This is a genomic window from Actinoplanes sp. NPDC020271 (genome assembly GCF_044388125.1).
Lineage (GTDB): Bacteria > Actinomycetota > Actinomycetes > Mycobacteriales > Micromonosporaceae > Actinoplanes.
Genome location: NZ_JBIRWQ010000011.1, coordinates 48309 through 72745 on the forward strand (window position 1 = coordinate 48309; position 24437 = coordinate 72745).

Sequence of the window (24437 nt, forward strand, 5' to 3'; positions counted from 1 at the left end):
CGGGGGAACCGCGTTCGCATCCGGGCCGGATCCGCTTCACACTTCGTCCATACCGGGTTCGTAAGGTTCCGACACTGGCCAGAGCCGTTGCACTGACAATGAAAATTGTATTCGGGACCGCATTCTTCATTGCATTCAGTTGCCATTCGGAAACTGTCCGTAAGCGCCCCTGAGGCTCTCATCGCAATCTGCGCATACCGACACGATATGCTGGAAAACGGCATGATCGACGCCTAACGTTCTGCCCTGTCGCGACGGACACGGAACATCTTCGACAACCCCGGTGAGGAGAACTGCGATGCGCGGCAACGACTGGTCCTGAAAAAGACAGGGATGCGCGTAACGGCGCAAATGAATAGCCTTGAACCCTGAGCTACCGCTCAGTTGCGTTCGGCGACGAGGACATCATGTCTGAGACCGGCACCAACGACGACGCGACCGATCAGCGGCTTCGGCTGCTCATCGGTCTCGTCGTCATGTTGGCGGCCGGTGTCGCTGTTCTCTGGACGTTCTACGCCTTCCACGTGCACGAGCCCCGCCCGTCGGCACTGGTGCTCGTTCTGCTCTGCGCCGCAATGATCGTCACCAACCGGCTGCGGGTCAGCGTCCGGATCAAGTCCAGCTTCTTCGGCACCACCTGGATCGAAGTGCCGGTGCTGGTCGGCCTGGCCCTCCTGCCACCCGTCTGGGTGTTGCTCTGCGCGGCGGTCGCTCAGGCGATCTTCCGGACAGCGACCCGGGCCGGCATCTGGAAGACCGCGTTCGCGGTGTCCAAGGAGACCCTGACGGTCAGCGCCGCGGCGGCCACCTTCCTCGCGTTCGGCGTCCAGCCACACCTGACCTCGCCCGACCTGCCGATCATCGTCCTGGTCGCCGGCCTGCTGGCCTACGTGTTCGTCGACGACCTCGTCTTCGCGCCGGTCCTGGCGACGAACTCGCAAGCCACGATCTGGCGGGCCGCCCGGCAGAACCTGACCGGCAAGGTCATCAGCCACCTCGGCCAGCTGATCGCCTGCCTGATCGTGCTCTGGGTGCTCTCCACCGACGCGAACGTGATGCTTCTGCTCGTCGTTCCGCTCGTTGTGGCTTGCATGCACCTCTGGCAGTCGCGCACCACTCGCACGATGCAGGAGCGCGAGTCCTGGCAACGCCTGGCCAAGGCCACCGACGAGCTGAACGCCGTCGACCTCGATCGGGTGCTGCACTCCGCGACGACGCGCGCAGCGCAGATCTTCTCGGCCGCCGAGGCCGCGATCGACCTCACCGCCGGCGGCGCCGACCGGACGGTCCGGGCCACCGAGGCCGAGGTGCTCTCCGACAGTGCCCTGGTCCGGGGCACGACACGACCCGGCGAGACCACTGTGGACCTGGTCGCGCACGACGGCGGCGTGCGGGTCGGCGTGCTGCGGCTGCGGTTCGGCGGGGCGATCCGGCTCACCGAGGTGGAGCAGTACAAACTGCGGACCTTCGCGTCGGCGGTCTGCACGGCGATCCGCAACGCACAGGCGTACGCGGAACTCGCGCGCATCGCCGCGGAGAACGAGCACGCCGCCACCCACGATCCGCTCACCGGCCTGCCGAACCGGCGCCAGCTGTATGAACGAGCCGGTCGCCTGTTCACCGACACCGGCCACGACGGCCTGGTGGCGTTGCTTCTCATCGACCTGAACCACTTCAAGGAAGTGAACGACACCCTCGGGCACGCGGCCGGCGACGACGTGCTGCGCGAGGTGGCGCGCCGGCTCAGCGGTTCGGCAGAATCCGGCGACCTGGTCGCCCGGCTCGGCGGCGACGAGTTCGCGGTGCTGCTCACCGGCCTGCCCACCCCGGCGCTGGCCGGGCACCGGGCGTCCACGATGCTCAGCGCCCTGGAGCCGGAGATCGACGTCGACGGCATGCTGATCACCGTCGAGGCGGCCGGCGGCATCGCGCTGGCGGCCGGCGCGGGCAGCGTCGAAGAGCTGATGCGGCGCGCTGACATCGCCATGTACCAGGCGAAACGCGCCGGCGAGCCGACCACGATCTACGCACACGCGCGGGACACCGCCGACGTCGACCGGCTGATGCTCACCGGTGAACTGCGTCGCGCGATCAACGAGCACGAGTTCGCCGTGGACTTCCAGCCGATCGTCGACCTGGCCAGCGGCGAGGTGATCGCGGCCGAGGCGCTGGCCCGATGGAAGCACCCGGATCAGGACGATCTGACCCCGGTGCAGTTCCTCGAGGCGGTAGAACGCTCCGGACAACTGCCGGCCTTCGCCGACGCGGTGCTGGAGGAGTCGCTGCTCGCCATGAAGACCTGGCGGGAGGCCGGCTTCGAGCTGCCGGTGGCGGTCAACGTGTCGCCGCGCAGCCTGCTCGACCCGAGCTTCCCGGCCGCGGTCCTGGCTCGGCTGGAACGCCACGACGTGTCCCCCGCGCAGCTGATTCTGGAGCTGACCGAGACGCTCACGATCAGTCAGATCGACGTCGTCGAGCAGACCCTCGCCGAGCTGCGTGACGCCGGGATCCGGCTCGCCGTCGACGACTTCGGGACCGGGGTCTCCTCGCTCTCCGTGCTCTCCCGGATCCCGGTGCACGAACTCAAGATCGATCGGGAGTTCGTCGCCGCGGTGGAGACGTCGGCGGAAGCCGCAGCCGTGGTCCGGACCACCGTCGACCTGGCCCGCAACCTGCACCTGACGGTGGTGGCCGAGGGGGTGGAGAGCGAGCCGCAACGACGGGCGTTGTGGGAGCTCGGATGCGTCGCCGGGCAGGGCCGGCTGTTCGCCCGGCCGCTGTCCGCGGCCCGCTTCGTCGGCTCGCTGCAACGCGGCTCCGGCGGCCGGCCCGGGATGCTCGCGGCGGCCCTGCACGAGGTCGGTGCCGTGGTGCGGATGCCGACCCGGCGGGCCACCGGAGCAGGGAGATCTTCTCTGCCACACTTGCCCGCGTGACCAAACCCGCCGGCAGACTCGCGGTCGATCTCGGGCTGTACCTGATCTCCGCGGCGTTCGCGCTGGTGACCGGGCTGACCTCGACGCTGCTGCCGCACCGGGCGTGGGGCCTGATCGCCTGGTGGGGCTACCTCGCGGCCACGCTCCTGGTGCTCGTCCAGCTTTTCGCCCGGCACGTCTCCGGCGATCGTTTCCGGGCTTGGCTGGCCTGGCTCACGTGGGCCGCCGTCGCCCTGGTTCCCCTGGTGGTGGAGGCGGTGCAACGCGCCGGTGGCCGCACCGACCGTGCCCAGGAGGAGGTCCTCGTCGTCGAGGCGATGGGGAAATCGCTGTTCGAGCACGGGACGCCGTATCTGAGCCGCGCCGACATCGCGGCGCTTCCGCTTGACGAGCGGCTGATGGGCTACCGGCCGTACCAGCCCGGCATGGCGATCTTCGGGCTTCCACGGGCGCTCGCTGGTGATCATTGGTGGACAGATGCGCGGGTCTGGTTCGCGATCACGGCGGTGCTCGCGGTGGGCTCGGCGGTCGCTCTCCTGCGTGCTTCACACCCCTTTCCCGTACGGGCGATCCAGGCAGCCACCGTGCTACCCGTGACCGCGTTGACGCTGGCGACGGGCGGGGACGACATTCCGGTCCTGGCGCTGTGCCTGCTGGCCCTGGCCCTCGCCGCCACCGGACGGTACGGCTGGTCCGGCGTCGCGGTCGGGGTCGCCGCGGCCGCGAAACTGTTCGCCTTCCCGGTCGTCGCCGTCCTCGCCGTCCTGGCCCTGTTCACCGGGAACGGCCGCCGATACCTGCCGTTCGCGGTCGGGTTGCCGGTGCTGGTGCTCCTGCCGCCGCTGCTGGTGAACGCGGACTCGCTCGTCGAGAACGTGCTGCGGTTCCCGCTCGGGCACGGCCTGGTCACCAGCCCGGCGCAGTCGCCGTTCCCCGGTTACCTGGTCGCCCAGAACCTGCCCGGCGGACACCTGGTGGCCTCCGGGCTGCTCGGCGCGGCGGCCCTGGTCATCGGCTGGCTGCTGCTGCGCCGTCCGCCCCGTGACGCCGGAACCGCGGCGCAGTACTGCGGTTGGGGGCTGCTCGCCGCGATCCTGCTGATGCCGACCACCCGGTTCGGGTACCTGCTCTATCCCGCTGCGTTCCTGGTCTGGGCGCCGGCCCTGCGGGCACACCTTCCCCACCCGGCTCAGCAGATGCACAGGTTCTTCCGCCCCACGGCATGACATGGCCTTGTACCGTCAATGAGATGCAGATGACCTGTCCCAAGTGCCACGGTGAGATGCGGGTCTACGAGCGCAGCGGCGTCACGATCGACCAGTGCACAGAGTGCCGCGGCATCTTCCTTGACCGTGGTGAGCTGGAAAAACTCTTCGCGGCCGAGGCCAACTACAACCGTTCCCCGTCGGCGCCGGGGCCTGCCGCCCACACGCCGCCGCCCCCGCCCCCGCCCGCCCCGCACGGTGGGCACGGATACGTTCCGCCGCCCCCGCCGCCGCCGGCCTACGGGGCTCCGGTGCATCACGCTCCGGCCGCTCACTATCCGCCGCCGGCCGCGCATTACCCGCCGGCGCCGCACTACGGGCACCACGGGCACTACCGGCACCACGGGCACTACCGTCGGCGCGGGTTCCTGCACGACCTCTTCGACTGATCGTTCACCCATCGCCTTCGGTGATCGCTGGGCGGTCGGACCTTCCGTCTGACGGCTCGTTCATTCGCTGATGATCCGCGGGGTTCGCCGCGACCGGCTTCGCGCCGGCCGGGGTGGACCCCGCGTGCCGTCTCAGCTGTTCGCCGGCGTCTCCGGGTGAAGGTCGGGTCCTCCTCGCTGCGGATGCGTTCCCGGCGTACCGGTGGCAACGTGATCGCATGGACCTGCCGTCTGCGGTCCTGCACCGTCTGGACCTCGTCGTCGGCCGGTCGGCAGCGCCACAACCAGCCGATTCGGCGATGGACGTGGCGCTCGCCACTTTTGCCGGTCTACTCGGTGATACTCGGCCGCCCGCGAGGTGGGACGGCCGCGAGACGTTACTGAAGTGCACCGGCCGGGTGCCGCTGACCGAGAGCGACCATGTGTACCTCGGTTCGCGAGCAACTGACTTTCCGCTCTTCGGCACCGCTAGCAGCGGTAACCGATCTTTGTCAGCTCCTCGCCGGACACCCGGCAGTGGCGTTGATCACGCTCAGTGACCACCATTCGGAGTCGATCCGTCACTTTCAAGTGAACTATTTCGATAGGGCTCTCTTTTCGTTCGCGTTACGAAGTCGTCGGAATACGCAACGTCGCCGATCTTGGGTATTGTCACGTCGCCCCCTGTCGCGGCGAACGGAGGAAAAACGTGACTGAAACTGCTGATCGCGCGGCGAATCAGGCGCTGCGCAACGATCTTGAAGACGTTTACGGCCGCTATGAGGAACTACGCTCCGGAGTGGACGAACTACAGCGCAGCCTGGCCACGATGCAGGTGAGCGCAGCATCCGCGGACGGTGCCGTCCACGCCACCGTAAACGCCGACGGCGACCTCGTCGGTCTGCGTCTCGACCAGCAGGCATGCCGACAGTGGAACGTCGACACCCTGGCCCGCGTGATCGTCGAAACGGTCCAGCACGCGGCCGCCGGCAAGCACCGCCAGGTCGAGCAGTTGGTCACCACGCACCAACAGCCGAACGAAGCGCCCGCCCCGATCCACCACGAGGCCGCCTGACCACGTAGTTCGACCATTCCGACGCTGCCTGAGCCGCCTTGCCGGACGAACGCTCTGACCCGTTCGCCGCAAGCCGCCCGCCGCGGCAACGTCGGCTCGAAGCCCAGGTCACGCCGGACGGGGGCCGCGGCCACAAGCTGCGACCCGGCGTGCCAACCGTTTCTCAGCAGCACCGCCCAACCGCTTCGCAACAGCAATGCCCAATTCAGCAGCACGGCCCAACCGCTTCTCAACAGCAACGCCGACTCAGCAGCACCGCCCGAACCGTTTCTCAGCAGCACCGCCCGACAAGGCGACCAGCGCAGGCGCACGAGCACAAGCAGGCAGCCCAGCACGCCAAGCGAGCGGGCAACCGCTCAGGCAGGCAGCCAGACCGCCAAGCGAGCGGGCAACCGCTCAGGCAGGCAGCCAGACCGCTAACCGTTCAAGCAGCCCGCCGACAGAGCAGGCAGCCAGCGCAGGCAACAGACCGCCAGCACGTCCGACTGAGCAGCTGGCGCAGGCAAGCAGACAGCAAGCCGGATCACCCGCGGCCCATCGCCGCTCGTGTGATCGCCGCCCGGCCCTGCGTGCCGTTCCCCAGCCGCGTTCCGGACTCGCCTCGAACGGACGAGCCCTCCCCGCCGCTCCTTCTAGATGGCCATGTCGACGAACTAGATGGCCATGTCGACGAAGCGGGACAGGTGCAGCTGCGCCGCCACCGTGATCGTGTCGGTCGGGCCGTTACGGTGCTTGGCCACGATGAAGTCGGCCTCACCCGCCCGCGGCGACTCCTTGTCGTAGTAGTCGTCACGGTGCAGCAGGATCACGACGTCGGCGTCCTGCTCGATGGAGCCGGACTCACGCAGGTCAGACAGCTGGGGCCGTTTGTCGGTGCGCTGCTCGGGGCCACGGTTCAGCTGGCTGACGCCGATCACCGGGCACTCGATCTCTTTCGCCAGAAGCTTGAGACCACGGGACAGCTCGGAGACCTCCTGCTGCCGGCTCTCCGTCTTCTTGGGCGAGGACATCAGCTGGAGGTAGTCGATGACCAGCATCTTCAGGTTGTGCCGCTGCTTGAGACGGCGAGCTTTGGCTCGGATCTCCATGAGGTTCATGTTCGGCGTGTCGTCGACGAAGATCGGCGCTTCGCTGATCTCGCCCATCCGCCGGGCCAGCTTGGTCCAGTCGTCGTCGGACAGCTGGCCGGACCGGAGGGTGTGCAGCGGAACCCGCGCCTCGGCGGAGAGCAGCCGCATCACCATCTCGATCTTGCTCATTTCCAGGGAGAAGATGGCGCTGGCGCACCCGTGCCGGATCGCCGCGTTGCGGGCGAAGTCCATGCTCGCGGTCGACTTACCGAGACCGGGTCGACCGGCCACGATGATCAGCTGACCCGGGTGCAGGCCGTTGAGCAGCCGGTCCAGGTCGGCGAAGCCGGTCGGGACGCCGCTCATCACGCCGCCGGCCGCGCCGACCGCCTCGATCTCGTCCAGCGTCGGCTGGAGCATGTCGCCGAGGGCCGCGAAGTCCTCGCTGACCCGCTTCTCGGTGACGTCGTAGATGGCCTGCTGGGCCAGGTCGACGATGTCGTCGACGTCCCGCCCGCCGTTGCCACCGGCACCGTAGCCCAATTGCGTGATCTTGGTGCCGGCCTCGACCAGGCGGCGCAGGATGGCCCGCTCGGAGACGATGCGCGCGTAGTAGGAGGCGTTGGCCGCGGTGGGCACGCTTTCGATCAGGGTGTGCAGGTAGGGCACACCGCCGACGCGCTGCAGGTCGCCGCTGTCGGCCAGGGCGGCCGCCACGGTCAGGGCGTCGGCCGGCTCACCGCGGCCGTAGAGGTCGAGGATGACGTCGTAGACCGTGGAGTGGATCGGCCGGTAGAAGTCGTTGGTCTTGAGGATCTCGACGACGTCGGCGATCGCGTCCTTGGACAGCAGCATGCCGCCCAGCACGCCCTGCTCAGCCGCCACATCCTGCGGGGGCGTCTTGTCGAACTGACCCCCGTTCGGCCCCTCGGAGCGGGCGAACCCGCCGCTCGGGGGTCCCCCGGACGGCTGAGATGGAGGACGTGGATCCGGCCGTGCGTCGTCGGTGATCGACACCGGGACATCCCCCCTCAATGACCATGCCGCCATCACGATCGAACTACCCTCACACGGACCGTTCGGCCGAACTCACCAGGACTTCAGCAGAAACAGTCGATCAGAGGGATGGCCCACTCTACGAACCCGGCTGCCACCTGCCCAACTGCCGCGGTGGACGAGTCTCTGGACAAGCTGTGGACAGAAGCCCCGAAGCTGTGGGCAGGCCTGTGCACACCGTGTGGACAACTCTTGGGGAAAGAGCCTCAGCAGCACTTTTCCAGCCACATCCTGTGGAAGGCAGAAAAGCTGATAGATCTGCGAAAATACCGGGTCGGGTGAGCAAGCCGTCGCTGTGAGGCGTTGCGGTTCCGCCTCCGGCACGTCACCCTTTCCAGGTGGACCAACGGGAGTGGGACTACGGCGCCCGCATGTCGCGCGACAGGCGCGCTGCGGAGGCTTGGCCCGTTCCGGAACCGGAGATCGACGAGTCCGGCACCCGATGGTCCGCCTTGACCGATACCGGCAGCATGACACCGAGCCCCGAGGCACTCACCTGGCAGCGCCGGGCCGACGCGTGGGCGCAGCAGAGCGAGGTCGAGCCCTACTCCGGTGGTGGCCAGGCCGTCGAGCCGGCTAACCGCTGGTCCGACGTCGCCTCCACCGGTCGTCCCACCTTCCCGGCCGACGGCGCCGGCTGGCGCACGCAGACCTCGGAGTGGCGGGCCACCGGCGCGCGCTGGCGGCAGACCACCGAGTGGCGTTCCTCCACCGGCTCCCACGTCTGGCGCTCGACCACCGAGGCCTGGCGGCCGGAGAGCGAGGCAGCGGCCTCCGGCGACCGGTCGGGCACGCCTGACCGCCCGACCATCTCCGGCACCGCCTGGCCCACCCCGGCGCTGGAGTCGGGCCGGGAAAGCACCCGCGACATCTCGTCCAGCTGGTCGCAGACCCCGTCCTGGCAGCGGGACGCCGATCCGCCGGGCCGGGCCGCGACCACCCCGGTCGAGCAAACCTGGAGCAGTTCCAGCACCCCGTCGTGGCAGCAGTCCGGCCAGACCTCCTCGTGGCGGCAGCCGCCCGCCCAGACGCCGTCGTGGCAGCAGTCGTCGCCGCCGGCCCCGTCCTGGCAGCAGCGGCCGGCCGATTCCTGGTCCTCGTCCGAGCCCGCCAGCGGTTCCTGGTCCACGGACAGCGGCACCGCGTCCTCGTCGTGGGACACCGGCCGTCGCTCCCCGAGCGAGAGCACCAGCTGGGACACGGGCCGCCGCTCCCCGGGGGAGAACACCACCTGGGACACCGGCCGCCGAGCTGCGGGCGAGAGTGGCGGCTGGGACACCGGCCGACGGTCCCCGGGGGAGAACACGACCGACGTCGCCGGTTGGAGTCGTGCCGACGGTCCGGGCTGGCAGAGCGGCCCGCGCGACGACGGCCGGCACTTCGTCCGGGAGGACGACCGCGCCGCCTGGCGCCGCGCCGACGACGAATGGTCGACCCGCCGTGGCCGCCGCCGAGCCCCCGAGCCGGACGAGCAGCCTTCCGGGGGAACCGGCTGGTCCGGCACTCCTGACCGGGACAACTGGGCCGGTCACGCCGACACTGGCAACATTCTCGCGCCGGGCTCGCCCGCACCCGATCCGGGCCCGCCGGCGCCGTCCTGGGGCAGCCGGTCGCTGCGCCGTGACCCCGAGTCCGCCGACTCGCCCCGTCGCGGCTATGCCGCGGAGCCGCCCAGCGGCGCCTATGGCGAGACCAGCGGTGCCTACGGTGAGCGCAACACCGGACAAACCCCGATTCAGTTCGGCGTACGCCCCCCGTCCGCCCGCCGAGCGCCCGACGACGCCCCGCCGGCCGGTCCGAGCGGCTCGTTCGACAGCGCGGCCGCCTCCGGCCTGCCGGAGCGCCAGCGTGACCAGGACCAGCGTGGCCAGGACCAGCGCGACCAGGGCCGGCGCAGCCAGGACCAGCGTGATCAGGACCAGCGAGGTCCGGGCCGACGCGCCGCCCGCCGTCCGCAGCGGTACAACGCCAACCCGACGAACTGGCGCGAGGACACCTCCTCCTGGGATGCCGAGCCGGACACCAGCAACTGGACCCGCGACCCGGACACCGGCCAGTGGAGCCGCGGCGAGGAGGACCCGCGCGTGCTGGCCTGGCGCGCCGAGGCGGCCCGCCGTGAGCAGATGCGGTCACGTGCGGACGGTGCCGCGGCCGAGCCGCCCAGCGGCCCGAACGGCTGGGGCGGCGGCCGTCGTGGCCGTCGTGACGACGAGCCCACCGGCCCGGTCGGCGGCGTGCCCGGTGGCCCGCTGCCCGCCGACGGCATGCCGGACGGTCCCGGCGCCCGCCAGCGCAGTGCCATGCCTGCGCCGCGCAGTGCCATGCCGTCGCAGAGCAGTGGTGGCTGGTCGACCGGTGGGGCGATGCCCGGCCCGGCGACCCCGCGCAGTGCGATGCCCGGCGGCACCCCGTGGAACGGTGCGGACCAGCCCGACCCTTCGTCCTCCGGCCGCTTCCGGGCCGAGCCGTTCGAGTCGGGTCCCTATCCCGCTCAGCGCAGCGCTCCCGAGGCGTACCCGAATGGAAACGGCGGCCGGCGACGCGCGCCGGAGCCGGAACCCGAAGAGTGGCCGGGCCGTCAGGCCCGTCGTGACGACGACTATCCCGCGGAGGGCTGGCGGCAGGGCCCCACGCCGCCGCGTCAGCGTGAGCTTCCGGCTGGGCGTTCGGACTGGTCGGAGCCGGGTTACGGCGCTCAGCGCGAGCTGCCCGCCGGGCGTGAGCCGCGGTCGAACGGCTACCCCGCGGCCGAGCCGGAGAACTGGTCGGATCGCGCGCCCAGGTCGAACGGCTACGGCGGCCCCGAGTCCGACCGCGGCCCGCGGCAGAACGGCTACGGCGCTCCTGAGCCCGACCGTGCTCCGCGCTCGGGTGGTTACGGTGCTCCGGCCCCCCGTCAGGGTGGGTACGACGATGCGTCCTGGTCCGACACGCGTCAGGTGAGCGGCGCGCGGGAGCTGCCGCCCGGCGGTGCGTCCCGCGAGCCCGCCTACGGCATGCGTGAGCTACCGGCCGCGCCGCAGCGCCGGGACGCCGGCTACGGCGAGCAGGACTGGCGTGACCAGCGCAAACCCGCCTATGGCGCGCAGCGTGAGCTGCCGGGTGGCCCGGCCTCCTGGGCCGGGCAGGAACCGCAGGCTTCCGACGAGGAGACCGACCGGTACGGGGTTCCCCGCCGGCGGGATGACCGTGATGACCCCCCTTTCGGGGGTGGGGGCGGCGGACCCCGTGGCCAGGGTGATCGTCGAGCTCCGGAACCGCCGGCCGGGCCCTCGTGGAACGATGGTGGTGGCCAGGCCAGCAACGGCTATCGGCGCGGTGCCGCTCCGGACGGGCCGGGCTATCGCGGCGGACCGGCCGACGGCAGTTTCCGTGCCGGGGCGGATGCTCCCGGCGGTGACTGGCGGGCCGAACTCAACGGCGGTGCCGCCGCACCCACCTCGGGCGTTGCCGGCTATCGCACGGCTGCGGGCGGGGACTGGCGCACCGATCTGAACGGTGGTGGCACCGTCACCAGCGCGGCCCCCGTCTCGGGGTACCGCGCCACCGCGACTCCCGGCGGCGACTGGCGAGCCGAGCTCAACGGTTCCGCCGCTGTCGCGTCACCGGGGCTGAACGGCGCGGGAGTTGCCGGGCCGACGACCAACGGGTCGGCCCCGGCGATCGGCGCCGCACCCGCGTCCGGTGACTGGCGGGCCGAGCTGAACGGTGGTGCGCCCGGCCCGGCCCCGGTCTCGGGCGCGGCCGGCTACCGGTCCGGCGTGTCCACCGGCACTGCCCCGGTCTCCGGTGCCGCGGGCTACCGGCCCGGTGCGGCCCCCGAGACGGATTGGCGTGCCGGTCTCAACGGCACCGCCACCGCGCCCACGTCGGGCGCCGCGGGATATCGGGCGACTGCCGGCCCCGACTGGCGTACCGACCTGGGCGCTGCTCCGGAGGTCGCCCCGGTCTCCGGTGCCACCGGCTACCGCGCCACCACGACCGCCGCGCCCGCCGCCGACGACTGGCGGCGTGAACTCACCCGCGACGCCGCGCCCGCCGACAGCGGACCGCAGCGGTTCAGCACATCGGACTTCCCGTCGTTCCGGCCGAGCGGCTCCGCCACGGTCGACGGCGGTGCGAACCTGGCCCTGAGCGCCACCTCGGTGATCTCGACCCCGGCGGCAGCCACGCCCGAGGAGGACACGTCGTGGCCGCCTCGCCGCGGTGTGAGCAGCGCCCTCTTCGAGAACACCGGATCCTACGAGCGGCGCCCGGTCAGCAGCGGCGTGCTCTCCGGCCGGCAGAACGACTTGCTCGACCCGGACGACGAGGATGAGGACGAGAAGTCCAGCAGTCCGCTCGCCGCGGTCGGCTACACCATTGTCTGGTACGGCGTTCCGGTCGTCCTGTTCGTGATCGGCATTCTCCTGCTCAACGGTGGTCAGCGCGCGCACGCCCTGCAGACGCTCGCCAACGCGGCCCCGGAGTTCGGCATCTCGCTGGCGTTGAGCATCGTGGTCGCCTTCGGCCTGCGCTTCGCCACCACCGCGTGGAAGTCCGCCAGCGTCGGCCTGGCCGCCGCAGTGGTCGGCGGTGGGCTCGCCACGGTGCTGGCCTCCGCCATCACCGGCAACAGCCTCAGCTGACCCACCGTCCGGCATCGGAACGGCAAGGGTACGCAATGACGCCCGGGGTGCCGGTCTGGCTGCTCGACGTGGACGGTGTGGTGAACGCCTACCGTGCCGGGTGGTACGGCGCGCCCCGGGTCGTGCAGGTCCACTCGGCCGCGGACGCTTACGACTACCGGATCCGCTACGAGCCCCGGCTCGTGCGCGCCATCCACCGGATCCACGTCCGCGGCCGGGCCGAGGTGACCTGGTGCAGCACGTGGTGCAGTGACGCGGCCGGGCTGGAACAGGCGTTCGGTCTTCCGGAGCTGCCCCGGGCCTTCGACGAGCCGGTGACCGGTCCCGCGGCCTCGCAGGCCAAGCTTGCAGCCGCTCGCCGGGTGATCGCGTCGGGGCGCCGGCTCGTCTGGACCGACGACGTGGAGATCGACCTGCACGCCGCTGTCTGCGCACCGTGGGTCGCGACCGGCCGTGCCCTGCTGATCAGCCCGAACGCGACCCGGGGCCTGCGGAGCCGGCACCTGCGCCGCATCGAACAGTTCCTCGACCAGCCCTGACCTGGTTCGGTCGGATCCCGGAAAGCACGAACGGCACGCCGGACGAACCGGCGTGCCGTTGCGTGGTGGTGCGAGGACTTACTTGGCGCCGACGACGTTCACCGGGAACGTCGCGGTCACCTCGGGGTGCAGCTTGACCTGGACGTTGTACGAGCCCGTGGTCTTGATGTGACCGGGGAGCTCGAGACGACGACGGTCCAGCGAGGGGCCGCCGGCGGCCTTGACCGCGTCGACGATCTCGGCCGGGGTGATCGAGCCGAACAGGCGGCCACCGTTGCCGGTGCGCGCGCTCAGCGTGACCTTCAGGCCGGAGAGCTGCTCCTTGACCTCGGTCGCCTGGCCCAGGTCGCGGATCTCACGGGCCTCACGGGCCCGCTTGATGACGACGACCTGCTTCTCGGCGCCCTTGGTCCACTGAATGGCGAAGCCCTGCGGAAGCAGGTAGTTACGGCCGTAGCCGTTCTTCACCTCGACGATGTCGCCGGGCGTACCGAGACCGGAGACTTCCTGCGTGAGGATGATCTTCATCTGGGTGACCCTCCTCAGCGCGCCGTCGCCGTGTACGGCAGGAGCGCCATCTCGCGGGCGTTCTTGACCGCGCGGGCGATCTGCCGCTGCTGCTGAGAGGTCACCCCGGTGACGCGACGGGCACGGATCTTGCCCCGGTCGGAGATGAACTTGCGCAGCAGCGCGGTGTCCTTGTAGTCGATGTAGGTGATCCCGTCCTTGTCGAGCGGGTTCACCTTCTTCTTCGGCTTGCGAAGCGCAGCAGCCTTGGCCATTGCTCTTTAACTCCTGAACTCAAGAAAGCCCGAGGGCTTAGAAGGGAGGCTCGTCGTCGAACGAGGAGTTGTTGCCACCGCCGGAACGGTTGCTGGAAGCGGGCGCAGCCGTGGCCCACGGGTCGTCGTAGTCGTTGCTGTTGCCCCGACCACCACCACCGCCGCCACCATTGAACTGCTGCCGATTACCGCCGCCGCCACCACCGGAGGCACCGAAGCCACCACCGCCGCCGGAACGACTCGCCTTCTGCACCTTCGCCGTGGCGTAGCGCAGGGACGGGCCGATCTCGTCGACCTCGAGCTCCATGACGGTGCGCTTCTCTCCCTCCTTGGTGTCATACGTCCTCTGACGCAGACGGCCCTGCACGATGACCCGGGCGCCGCGCTGCAGCGACTCGGACACGTGCTCGGCGGCGTCACGCCAGATGCTGCACGACAGGAAGAGTGGCTCGCCGTCTTTCCATTCGCCCGACTGCCGATCAAGGGTCCGCGGGGTGGAGGCGATGCGGAATGAACAGACCGCCGCCCCCGATTGGGTGAAGCGCAGCTCAGGGTCGTTGGTCAGGTTGCCAACCACCGTGATTACGGTTTCTCCAGCCATGAAACTTCTCCTCGCCGCTCAAGTCGTTGACGCAAAGGGTCTCAGGACCCTCTGACAAAAACGTCTCAGCGGGTCTCGGGACGGATGACCTTGGTCCGCAGGATGGACTCGTTGAGCTTGAGCTGACGGTCCAGCTCGACCACGGCCTCGGGCGTCGCCTGCAGGTCGACGACCGCGTAGATGCCTTCAGCCTTCTTGTTGATCTCGAACGAGAGCCGGCGACGGCCCCAGACGTCGAGCTTCTCCACCGAGCCACCCGAGTTCCTGATCACGTTCAGGTACTGGTCGAGCGACGGGGCCACGGTGCGTTCCTCGAGCGAAGGGTCGAGGATCACCATGAGTTCGTAATGACGCAAGACATTCACCTCCTGTGGGCTATACGGCCACGGTCTCTCCGTGGCAGGAGGTCTTGTGTCGCACGCAGAAGAAAGCCGTGGGAGAAGGAACGCCCACGGCGAACAGTCTGCGAACCGAGCCAGCATACCCAGGCCGGGCGCTGTGTCCCAAAACGAAGACCCCGTCCGTGTGGACGGGGTCCTCGTTGCTGCAGAGCCGCGGGGCGTCCGGCCCGGTTCGTTGGGTGGGACCTGGGGAGGAACGACCACACCGATGAGGTGGGCACGGTCGCCCCGCGGAGCCTTACAAGGAAAACCTTACGCCAGATTTGCCCGGGATGCACGTTGCGACACGATTGCCCGAATAGCCGCTGTCAGCACACCGAGCATGCAGACGATCGCGGTCATACCGAGCAGCCCGATCGGTCGGCCGGTGCGCAACGGCCCGACCGCCGCGACCGGCTCGGCCGCGGGTGCGGCAACCGGCTCCTCCGACCGCGCGAGAGGGTCGGCGGCCGAGGACAGCGAGAGGGCATCGGCGCTGGTCACGCCGGGCACCGCGCCGTCCGCGTGCGCCTGCTTCCCGCGACCGCCCGGCGGCATGCCGGCAAAGGCAGGGTCACGAGCTTCGGCCGTACGGGCAATCCGGTCTTTGATCTGGTGGGAAGTCGCCCCGCCCGGCGCGGCGGAAGCGCTGCTGGAGGCACCTGTCCGCGCCCGCTGGTCGTCCTGGGCGTGGAAGCGGCCCTGTCCCGCCGTCTGCAGCGGGCGCACCCGCGGTGACCTGGTGTCCGCCCGCGCGGAGCCGCCCCTCGACGACTGCCCCGGGGCACCACCGACGCGCGACGGCAGCGTCATCCGGGACGAGTCGCCCGGCCGCGGGTCGGCCAGCGTCGCCGAGGCCGAGGGCACCGCGGTGACCAGCATCGGCACCGGGTCGTCGGAGCCCGAGCAGTCCGGCATGAGGATCACCGGCGTGATGCCGCGGCGGAACAGCACCTCCGCGGCACCGTTGTCCGGAATGACACCCCCGGGGCGGCCGGCCAACTCCAGACGCGCGTCGTGACCGGTGCGGTTGATCACGTGCAGGGTGCTCTCGGCGGGCACCGTCAGCTTCTCCACGTTCGGCTGGGAACCGCAGGAAAATCCCAGCATGCCGCCGTCGAAGATGATCCGGCGATCACCCGGCGCGAACTGGTCGGCGCTGGCCGTGCCGTTGGTGAGCAGCGGCACGCCGAAGATCAGGCCGCTGGCGACCAGCGCCGCCATCCGGTATCGGAACTGCCGCGACATGCACATCTCCCAGTTCGCCGCCGGACACACCGGCAATCGGTCAAACGTGATCGATGGGGCTAACGAGCCGGATCCGAGGCCGGTGACGCTTCCCGGAAAGTGTCGGACGGGCGTCGTAGGCTCGTCCCATGCGCATCGGAGCCCATGTCGATCCCGCCGACCCGCTGGCCGAGGCCGCCGCCCGCGGCGCTGAGGCGGTGCAGTTCTTCCTCACCGACCCGCAGAGCTTCAAGAATCCGGAGCCACGCGCCGACGCGGAGCGGCTGCAAGCGTCCGAGGTGGACGTCTTCATCCACGCGCCGTATCGATTGAATCTCGCGTCGACGAACAACCGGATTCGCATCCCGAGCCGCAAGCTGCTGATGACGCACGCCCGGGCAGCCGCCGCGATCGGCGCGAAAGGCCTGATCGTGCACGGTGGGCACGTCGAGGGCGGCGACCTGGACGCGGGCTTCGTGAACTGGAAGAAGGCGTTCGAATATGCGGCGAACGACGGCGGCTTCCCGCTCCCGATCCTGATCGAGAACACCGCCGGCGGGGACAACGCGTGCGCCCGCCGCTTCGACAACCTGGCTCGGCTGTGGGACGCGGTCGGTGAGTTCGGGGCCGGCTTCTGCCTGGACACCTGCCACGCGTTCGCCGGCGGGGAGGACCTGGTCGGCATCGTCGACCGGATCAAGGCGATCACCGGACGAATCGACCTGATCCACGCGAATGACTCCAAGGGTGGATTCGACTCAGGCCAGGACCGGCACGACAACCTGGGGAATGGAAAGATCGACCCCGAATTGGTGGTCGCCGCCATCCGCGCCTCCGGAGCCCCGGCCATTGTGGAGACTCCGGGCGGGGTGGAAGGGCAGCGCGCCGACATCGCCCTGCTGCGTGAGCGGTCGGGCGCCTGACGTCACTGGTCCGGGGAGAGTCATGACCGAGCAGCCGCAACCGCTCTCGACCAGATCGGCCGGTGACGCCGCGAAGACGCCGGAGCCGAGCCGGCCGAGGAAGAGGCGACTCTTCGGGATCTTCGGGTCCGGGAGGAGCGGTCGCCGGGGCGGTGACGTGGGTGCGGTGGCGCCGGTCAGTTCGGTGCCGTCAGCCGGCACCAAGCCGAGCACTGCGCCGCCGAGCGACGCCAAACCGCCGAGCGACGCCAAACCAGCGGACGACATCAAACCGTCGGGCGACGCCAAACCAGCGGACTACATCAAACCGTCGGGCGCGGTGAAGCCGTCGGGCGAGGTCAAGCCGTCTGCCTCTTCGAGCGGCGAGCGCGCTTCGAGTGGCTCGGCGTCGAGCGATGCGCCCTCCGGTAAATCGGATAAGTCCGGCGGTGAAGCAGCGAGCAGCAAGCCCGGCGCGGCCGACAAGGCCAAAGATGACAAGACCGCAACGAGGAAGGCAGCCGCCGATAAGGCGGAGGCATCGACCGCGGACAAACCTGCGACGGTGCTCAGCGCTTCGGAGAAGACCAAGGAAGAGCCGGCGGCGGCAAAGGGCACTGAAACCGGAAAGGGCCCGGCCAAGGATCCACAAGGGACCGCTGGCGGCGTGCGGGGCAAGCGGCGGCGCAGGGAACTGCCGGAGACCCGGCCGCCGGGCGTCCCGCAGGATCCCTGGGCCGCCTTCGCTGATGCCGCCGCCGAGAAGCCGCCGGGGCGGATCCGCCGCGCGTTCCGGGCGTTCGGCCGCGGACTCATCCATGAGTACTCGCTGGCGATCTACCTCTCATTGATCTTCGCGGCCGCCTTGAGCTGGCCCACGCTGCGGAACCCGCTGCACACCCTGCCGCAGGATCTCGGTGACCCGTCCCAGCAGGCCTGGCAGGTCTCCTGGCTGGGTCACGTGCTGCAGACCAACCCGGTCAAGCTGTGGCAGGCCAACGCCTACTTCCCGACCACGGACGCTCTGGCGTACGGGGACAGTTTGCTCGGCTACGCCCCGGCCGGCCTGCTCGGGACGGGGCCGGAATCGGCCGTGCTGCGCTACAACATCCTCTTCGTGCTGGCCCATGCGCTGCTGCTGTTCGGCGCCTACGCCCTGGTGCGGCAGCTCGGCGCACGACCGACCGGTGCGGCGGTGGCCGCGGCCGCTTTCGCGTATGCGCCGTGGCGCCTCGCCCAGGAGGGCCACCTCAACATCGTGTCGGCCGGGGCGATCCCGCTCGCGCTGGCGCTGCTGGCTCGGGGGCACGGCTGGTCCATCCGGTACGGCTTCCGGCCCGACCGCCGTAACTCCGCCTGGGCCGCGCTGGGGTGGTTGGTGGCGACCTGGCAGCTCAGTCTGGGCTTTGCGCTGGGGGTGCCGTTCGCCTATCTGCTGGGTGCGATCGTGCTGGTGCTGATGATCGTGGTGCCGATCCGGCGATTCCGGCAGTTCTGGCGGGCGTGGCGCGTGAAGTCCAAACAGGCTTCGGAAAAGCCCGACTTGAAGACGCAGGGCGCGGAGAAGAAGAGCTCCGAGACCACGAAGCCGGATGCGGCGCAGCCCAGCAGAGCGCCCCAAGAGGATAAGAAGAATGCTCTGGTCGAGGCGTTGAGCAAGCCAGGGCCAGAGCTGAGCAAGCCGGGAACTGAGCAGAGCGGGCCGGGCGCAGACAAGACCGGCAAGGACGACAAGGCTCCGGCCGACAAGAAGGCAGGGGACAAGACTGCAGGCGGCAAGGCTCTGGGTGGCCAGAGCCCGGCGGAGCCGGACGAAAAGGTCGGTCCCAAACCAGGACCCAAGTCGCCGGAAAGCGCGAACGCCGTCGCCAAGACCGAGCAGATCGCCGACAAAGCAACGCAGATCAAGAAGGCCGAGCCGAGCAAGGCCGAGCCGGGCAGCCCCGAGGCAGGCAGCCCCGAGGCAGGCAAGGCCGAGGCAGGCAAGGCCGAGGCAGGCAAGGCCGAGGCAGGCAAGGCCGAGGCAGGCAAGGCCGAGAAGAAGGAAGAGCCCGGCGCGGACAAGCCGACCGCAGAGTCCCCTGGCAAGGGCACTCCAGACAAGCCTGAGCAGGGCAAGACCGAGCCGGCCAAGGACGCCACCGAGAAGGACAAGCCCGGCAAGGACAAAGAAGAGAAGAAGGAAGCCGGCACGGACTCCACGGCCAAGACCGGACCGCGCGGCAAACGGCGCCCGGCCGGACGACCGGAGCGAACCCGGACGCGGGCGCGCAAGCCCCGCCGTCCCACCAACGCCGTGCTCGGCTGGCGACTGCTGCTCACCGACTACCTGGGCGTGCTCTTCTTCGCCGCCGTCGGTGTGGTGCTGGCGATCCCGTACGTGCGGGTGCCCGACATGAGCACCCGGGCCGAACAGATCAGGAGCTTCTCCCCGCCGCTGCGCAGCCTCCTGATCGGCCCGGCCGAGTCCCGGATCTGGGGCGCGGCACACGCCACCCCGCGGGCCTCCCTGGGCTGGGCGGCCTCCGAGATGTCGCTGCTGCCCGGTTTCATGCTGTACGCACTGGCGCTGGCCGGCCTGCTCTTCTCGATCTGGCGATGGCGGCAGCGGCTGTTCCTGATCGTCGGCCTGGCCGTCGCGGTGATCCTGACGCTGGGCACCACGTTCTTCGGCGGACGCTGGACGTACTTGCCGCTCTTCGGGCATTTCGGGGCCTCGTTCGGCCAGGTCGTCCCGGGCCGTCTGATGATCTGGGTGACGCTGATCCTGGCGATCCTGGCGGCCGGCGCGGTCGACGAGTTCGTACGCCGCACCGAGCACCTGGCGGCCCAGCGGACGCCGGCCCGTCCGGGCCCGTTGCTGCGGCTGGCGACGCTGCTGCCGCTGTTCCTGGTGCTCCTGGAGGGCTGGAGTGCGACCGCCCATCCGGTCTCGCCGGCCCAGCCGGAGGCGCTGCGCTCGGTGGGCGGCCCGATGCTGGTCCTGCCGACCGACTCGCTCCGCGACCAGACCGTGCAGCTGTGGACCACCTCGCGGTATCAGCAGGTGGCGAACGGTGGCGGCAACGTCGCCGTGGCCCAGCAGGCCGAGCTGCGCAAGCAGGTGCTGTCGTTCCCCGATCTGGCGAGCGTCTCGTACCTGCGCTCCATCGGGGTGGGCACGGTGGTCCTGATCCGTTCCGAGGTGGCCGGCACGCCGTGGGAGCAGGCCGGTGACCTTCCGGTGGACATCCTCGGCATTCGCCGCGAGGACCTCACCGACGCGGTGGTGTTCCGACTGAACTGAGGCCTGAACCGAGGGACTGAACGAGGCACAGGAAAGGGGCACACCGCGCGGTGTGCCCCTTTTCCGATCGACGTGACGCCCGGCGGTCCCGGCCGGATGATTCCGTCTAGACCTTGATGACCGCCGGCGGTTCCGGCGGCAGCGCAACCTCACCCAGCGTCGGCCGCCCGTAGCCGAGCGACCAGCGCAGCCGCTGCACCCAGGACGCATCCGGTCCGTCCAGCAGCCCGGCGTCCGGGTCCCGGTCGTCGTAGCTCTGCCGGACCACGTCCAGTTCCGGCCGCCAGATCTCCCGGATCACCAGCCCGCACAGGATCGCCACGGTGATCAGCCGCAGGGTCGAGGCCAGCACAAAGGTGCCTTCCGGGATCACCGCCTTGCCGCCGGCCCCGATCAGCTCGGCGTAGAAGGCGGTGAAGTACCCGATCTCCGCCACGGTCCACGCGATCACCGCGCCCCATTTCGGCCGGGCCAGCACGATCAGCGGGAGCAGCCACAGCACGTACTGCTGGGACCAGACCTTGCTGAAGATCAGGAAGAACGCCACCACCAGGAACGCCAGCTGGGAGAGCCGCGGTGGTTTCGGCGCGAGCAGTCCGAGCGCCACGAGGAAGACGCAGCCGAGGCCGAACAGCGCGTACGTCAGCGTGTTCAGCGTCGGAATGTGGTCGGCGAGCCACTGGAACGGCCCTTGGTCTCCGGCCGACCCGCTCTTCCATTTGCCGTCCAGGTACCGCCCGATGTACCAGAGCGTCCCCCAGTCCACCGGCCGCGTCGAGTTGAGCCGGAAGAACCGCAGCCAGGCCTCGTGGTGCCAGTAGTAGACCGGGAAATTGACCACCACCCAGGTGATCACCGTGCCGGCGGCCGCGCTCACGAACGGCCGGATCCGCCCGCTGCGCAGCGCCAGCACCAGCAGCGGCCCGAGGATGAACAGCGGCCACAGTTTGGCCGCGGCACCGAGCCCGAGAAAAACCCCGGCCCACACCGGTTGCCGTCGCACCCACAGGTAGAGGCCGATCGCCGCGAACCCGATCGCCAGGAAGTCCCAGTTGACCGTCGCGGTGACCAGCAGGATCGGCGAGAGCGCGAAGATCGCCGCATCCCAGGGCCGTCGTCGCCGCAGCGCGAGGATCACCGCCACGGTGGCCACTGCGAGCAGCGACAGGATCAGGGCGTTGAGGTTGTAGAACCAGGTGCCCTGGTTGATGCTGGTGTTCTTCTCGGTCCCGTACCAGTGGACGGGCAGGCCGAGCGCGCCCATGAAGTATCCGGTGACGACCGGGTATTCCACCTCGTGGTCGACGTACGGCACCTGGCCGTCGTTCAGCCCTTCGGCGTAGTAGAGGGCGAGGACGTCGGTGTAGCAGAAGCGCGTGTATTGAACGTTGTTCTGCCATTCGCCGGTGACGCACGGCGATTTCTGTACCCAGGAGAGCGCCAGGATCAGGCAGGTCAGCGCCAGCACGAACCGCGGGGCGGTCCAGAACCGGCCGGGCCGTGCATCGGGGCGGGTCGCGTGCGAGCCGAGCGGCCCGCCGATGAACTGCGACAGGCCCCGCACGAAACCGTCCGAGGTGGCGCTCGGGACGTCGGGCCGGTCGGTGGACGGTTGCGTGCTCATGTCTTGGCATCATGCCGCATGAACCTCAGAGTTCGGACGCCGCCCGCAGGCGGCACACCGATGAAAACCGGTGGAAAAAGACGGCGCCCACCTCGTCGAGGTGGGCGCCGTCGAGTTCGGGTCGAACGTCAACCGCCGTTGTTGTTACCGCCGCCGTCGTTGTTCCCGTTGTTGTTACCGCCGCCGTCGTTGTTGCCGTTGTTGTTACCGCCGCCGTTGTTGTTACCGGAGTTGTCGCCGGTGTTCCCGGTGTTGCCGGGGTTCAGTCCCGGGCAGAGTGCCGCGATCGCCGTGGGACCGTTGCAGACGGCGCTGTTGTCCTGCTGGACCGGCTGCTGGACCGGCAGAGCCTGCCCGTTGCCGAGCGAGTCGTCGCCACCCGGGATCCGGTCCGGGAACTTCGCCTTGTCCCAGTCCTTCTTCTTGGCCACGGCGTCGAGGAAGTCTTTCCAGATCTCCGCCGGGGTGTTGGACCCGAACATCTTCTTGCCGTTCGCCTCGGTCAGTGCGACGCGGTTGCCCTTGCCGCCGACCCAGACCGTGGCCGCCAGCTGCGGGATGCCGCCGACGAACCAGGCATCACCGTTCTTGTTGCTCTCTTTGTTGCTGAGTTCCCAGGAGCCGGACTTGCCGATCGCGTCCCGGCCGTTGGCCAGGGGGTGCTTGGCGTGGTCCGGGATCTTCTCCAGCACCGCGGTCAGGTCGGACATCTGCGCCGAGTCGAAGACCTTGGTGCCGCTCTTCGAAATCGTCTTCAGGCTGGTCAGCTTGCCGGTGGCCGGGTCGACCGAGGTGATCGACTTGATGAAGTGCGTCTGGTGGCGGACGCCCTGCGCGACGATCGTCGCGACGCCGGTGGCGTGGTCCAGCGGGAGGACGCGGAACTGGCCGAAGCCGATCTCGTCGCTGAAGTTCTTGGAACCCCACGCGGAGGCGTCGGTCTTGTTCAGGTCGATCCGCTTGCCGTCGTTGTTCCAGATGTAGTTGATGCCGGCGGCCTTGGCCGCCGCGACGACCTTGCTCGCGCCGAGCTGGTCGGCGATCCAGTAGAACGGGAAGTTGTACGACTTGACCGTGGCCTGCTCGAGGTCACAGCTTCTGATGTTGTGACCGCCGTCGTTACAGGTCTTGTCGTTGTCCTGACCGGCGTTACTGATCTTGCCGCCGCCGACGCGTTCCTTCTCGCCGTCCCACAGCGTCTTGAAGGAGTAGTTGGCCTTCAGCGCCGCGGAGAGGGTGTAGATCTTGAACGACGACGCGGGGGACTGACCACCGGACTCCATCACGCCGCTGCCGTCACCGGACATGTAACCGGCGTAGTCGATGCCGTTGGGATCGTCACCGCCGTAATAGCCGAGCACCTCACCGGTGTTGGGATCGATGCCGATCACCGCGGACTGGAAGTCCTTCGACCGACCGTTCAGCGGCGAGGTCTTGCTGCTCGCCGAGCCGGCCGCTTCCGCCGCCGCCTGGATGTCCTTGTCGATCGTCGTGACGATCGTCAGGCCACCCTTCTTGATCTGGTCGTCGGTGATGTTCAGCTGGTGCAGCTCGTTGGTGACGTGCCGCATGATCATGCCGACCGGCTTGTTGTCCGCGCAGGTGTTGCAGGCGGCGCTCTTCTTCTTGGCTTCCGGGTACTTCCGGGCGTCGTACTGCGCCTGGGTGATCGCGCCCATGTCGAGCATGTTCTTCATGGTGTATTCCCAGCGCTCTTTGGAAGCGGCCGGGTTGATCAGCGGGTCGTAGCCCTGGTGCGACGCCGTCGGGTACGGCTGCTTGATGATCGAGGCGATCACCGCGGCCTCGTACGGCGTGATCTGGGTCTTCGGGTCCTTCTGGTCCTTGATGATGGTCTTGCCGAAGTAGCCCTGAGCCGCGGCCTCCGCGCCGTACCGACCCTCACCGAGGTCGATGTAGTTCAGGTACAGACCCATGATCTGGTCCTTGGAGTACTTCGACTCCAGCTTGCGGGCGATCACCGCCTCGCGCAGCTTACGGCTGTAGCTGATGTCCTTCAGCTCGGCGACGTGCCGCGCGTACTGCTGGGTGATCGTGGACGCGCCCTGCTTGTCGCCGCCGGTGAAGTTGTTCCACGCGGCGCGGGCGATGCCCTTCATGTCGATGCCGTTGTGGTGGTAGAAGTTCTTGTCCTCGGCGGCCGCGACCGCGTCCGACATCACCTTGCTGATGTTCTGGTACGGCACGTTGATGCGGGGCTCGCCCTCTTTCGCGAGGATCTGGCCCTGAGCGTTCTTGATGACGTTCATCTGCTCTTCCGCCTGGGGCGTGGGGAGCTCGACGTCGTCGAAGAAGTAGGTACCGCCGACGATGCCGGCGCCGATCAGGATGACCAGCACGGCGGCCGCCGCGGTGAGGATGTTCGCACGACGATACTTCTTGTCGGCTTTGCTGCGCGGGCGCTTGCCCCCGCCACCGCCGCTGACGCCCCCGCCACCACCGCCGGAGCCGGGCGGCGGCACCGAGGCGCGGCCGCCGACTCCCGCAGCGCCGACCGAGGCCCGCGCACCGACCGAGGCGGCACCGACCGAGGCGGCACCCACCGAGGCCCGGCCGGGGCTGGCCGAGCCGACCGAGGCGCGGCCGCCGACCGGCGCGGCGCCCACCGACGCACGACCACCGACTGGGGCGGCGCCTCCGACCGAGGCCCGGCCGGGGCCGGCGGAGCCGACCGACG

General features: G+C 69.6%; 17 protein-coding genes. 8 read left to right on the forward strand and 9 right to left on the reverse strand.

Features of this window, described 5'->3' with window-relative positions; translation table 11 throughout:
* Positions 1–407 precede the first annotated feature (407 nt).
* The 4 genes from ACH442_RS24030 (at position 408) to ACH442_RS24045 (ending at position 5644) form a co-directional block, all read left to right on the forward strand.
* Positions 408–2936 (forward strand): putative bifunctional diguanylate cyclase/phosphodiesterase, encoded by a 2529-nt coding sequence (locus ACH442_RS24030; RefSeq protein ID WP_396340334.1) that lies wholly within the window; start codon positions 408–410, stop codon positions 2934–2936.
* Positions 2933–4162, forward strand: coding sequence for a glycosyltransferase 87 family protein (locus ACH442_RS24035; protein ID WP_396340335.1), 1230 nt, complete (start codon positions 2933–2935; stop codon positions 4160–4162). Before ACH442_RS24030 ends, ACH442_RS24035 begins: the two co-directional genes overlap by 4 nt.
* A gap of 29 nt (positions 4163–4191) precedes the next feature.
* Positions 4192–4590, forward strand: coding sequence for a zf-TFIIB domain-containing protein (locus ACH442_RS24040; RefSeq protein ID WP_396340336.1), 399 nt, complete (start codon positions 4192–4194; stop codon positions 4588–4590).
* A 688-nt stretch (positions 4591–5278) separates the two neighbouring features.
* The gene (locus ACH442_RS24045) at positions 5279–5644 is read left to right on the forward strand and encodes a YbaB/EbfC family nucleoid-associated protein (RefSeq protein ID WP_396340337.1); all 366 of its coding nucleotides are present in this window, start codon (positions 5279–5281) and stop codon (positions 5642–5644) included.
* A 653-nt stretch (positions 5645–6297) separates the two neighbouring features.
* Here ACH442_RS24045 and dnaB read toward each other — a convergent pair.
* Positions 6298–7731 (reverse strand): replicative DNA helicase, encoded by a 1434-nt coding sequence (gene dnaB / locus ACH442_RS24050; protein ID WP_396340338.1) that lies wholly within the window; start codon positions 7729–7731, stop codon positions 6298–6300.
* Positions 7732–8108: 377 nt separating this feature from the next.
* Here dnaB and ACH442_RS24055 point away from each other — a divergent pair, with 377 nt between their 5' ends.
* A complete protein-coding gene (locus ACH442_RS24055) occupies positions 8109–12398 on the forward strand; it encodes a hypothetical protein (protein ID WP_396340339.1) in 4290 nt (1429 codons plus the stop codon).
* Positions 12399–12433: 35 nt separating this feature from the next.
* Positions 12434–12937, forward strand: coding sequence for a hypothetical protein (locus ACH442_RS24060; RefSeq protein WP_396340340.1), 504 nt, complete (start codon positions 12434–12436; stop codon positions 12935–12937).
* 78 nt (positions 12938–13015) lie between these two features.
* Here the strand turns inward: ACH442_RS24060 and rplI are convergent, their stop codons facing one another.
* From rplI to ACH442_RS24085, 5 genes are all read right to left on the reverse strand, one after another.
* On the reverse strand, positions 13016–13465 hold the full coding sequence (gene rplI / locus ACH442_RS24065) for a 50S ribosomal protein L9 (protein ID WP_396340341.1): 450 nt from the start codon (positions 13463–13465) through the stop codon (positions 13016–13018).
* A gap of 14 nt (positions 13466–13479) precedes the next feature.
* Positions 13480–13719: a 30S ribosomal protein S18 gene (rpsR, locus tag ACH442_RS24070; RefSeq protein WP_007073789.1), complete on the reverse strand. Its 240-nt coding sequence runs from the start codon at positions 13717–13719 to the stop codon at positions 13480–13482.
* 37 nt (positions 13720–13756) lie between these two features.
* Positions 13757–14320 carry a single-stranded DNA-binding protein gene (locus ACH442_RS24075; RefSeq protein ID WP_396340342.1) on the reverse strand — a complete coding sequence of 188 codons (564 nt, stop codon included), beginning with the start codon at positions 14318–14320 and terminating at the stop codon, positions 13757–13759.
* Positions 14321–14385: 65 nt separating this feature from the next.
* Positions 14386–14676, reverse strand: a complete 291-nt coding sequence (rpsF, locus tag ACH442_RS24080; protein ID WP_396340343.1) for a 30S ribosomal protein S6 — start codon at positions 14674–14676, stop codon at positions 14386–14388.
* A 297-nt stretch (positions 14677–14973) separates the two neighbouring features.
* The gene (locus ACH442_RS24085; RefSeq protein ID WP_396340344.1) at positions 14974–15948 is read right to left on the reverse strand and encodes a hypothetical protein; all 975 of its coding nucleotides are present in this window, start codon (positions 15946–15948) and stop codon (positions 14974–14976) included.
* A gap of 128 nt (positions 15949–16076) precedes the next feature.
* Here ACH442_RS24085 and ACH442_RS24090 point away from each other — a divergent pair, with 128 nt between their 5' ends.
* Positions 16077–16850, forward strand: coding sequence for a deoxyribonuclease IV (locus ACH442_RS24090; protein WP_396340345.1), 774 nt, complete (start codon positions 16077–16079; stop codon positions 16848–16850).
* Between the two features lie 297 nt (positions 16851–17147).
* Here the strand turns inward: ACH442_RS24090 and ACH442_RS24095 are convergent, their stop codons facing one another.
* Entirely contained in the window at positions 17148–17384 is a 237-nt protein-coding gene (locus ACH442_RS24095; RefSeq protein WP_396340346.1) for a hypothetical protein, read from the reverse strand.
* Between the two features lie 10 nt (positions 17385–17394).
* Here ACH442_RS24095 and ACH442_RS24100 point away from each other — a divergent pair, with 10 nt between their 5' ends.
* Positions 17395–20115, forward strand: a complete 2721-nt coding sequence (locus ACH442_RS24100; protein WP_396340347.1) for a hypothetical protein — start codon at positions 17395–17397, stop codon at positions 20113–20115.
* Positions 20116–20221: 106 nt separating this feature from the next.
* Here the strand turns inward: ACH442_RS24100 and ACH442_RS24105 are convergent, their stop codons facing one another.
* Entirely contained in the window at positions 20222–21739 is a 1518-nt protein-coding gene (locus ACH442_RS24105) for a glycosyltransferase family 87 protein (RefSeq protein WP_396340348.1), read from the reverse strand.
* Between the two features lie 128 nt (positions 21740–21867).
* Entirely contained in the window at positions 21868–24366 is a 2499-nt protein-coding gene (locus tag ACH442_RS24110; protein WP_396340349.1) for a transglycosylase domain-containing protein, read from the reverse strand.
* Positions 24367–24437 lie beyond the last annotated feature (71 nt).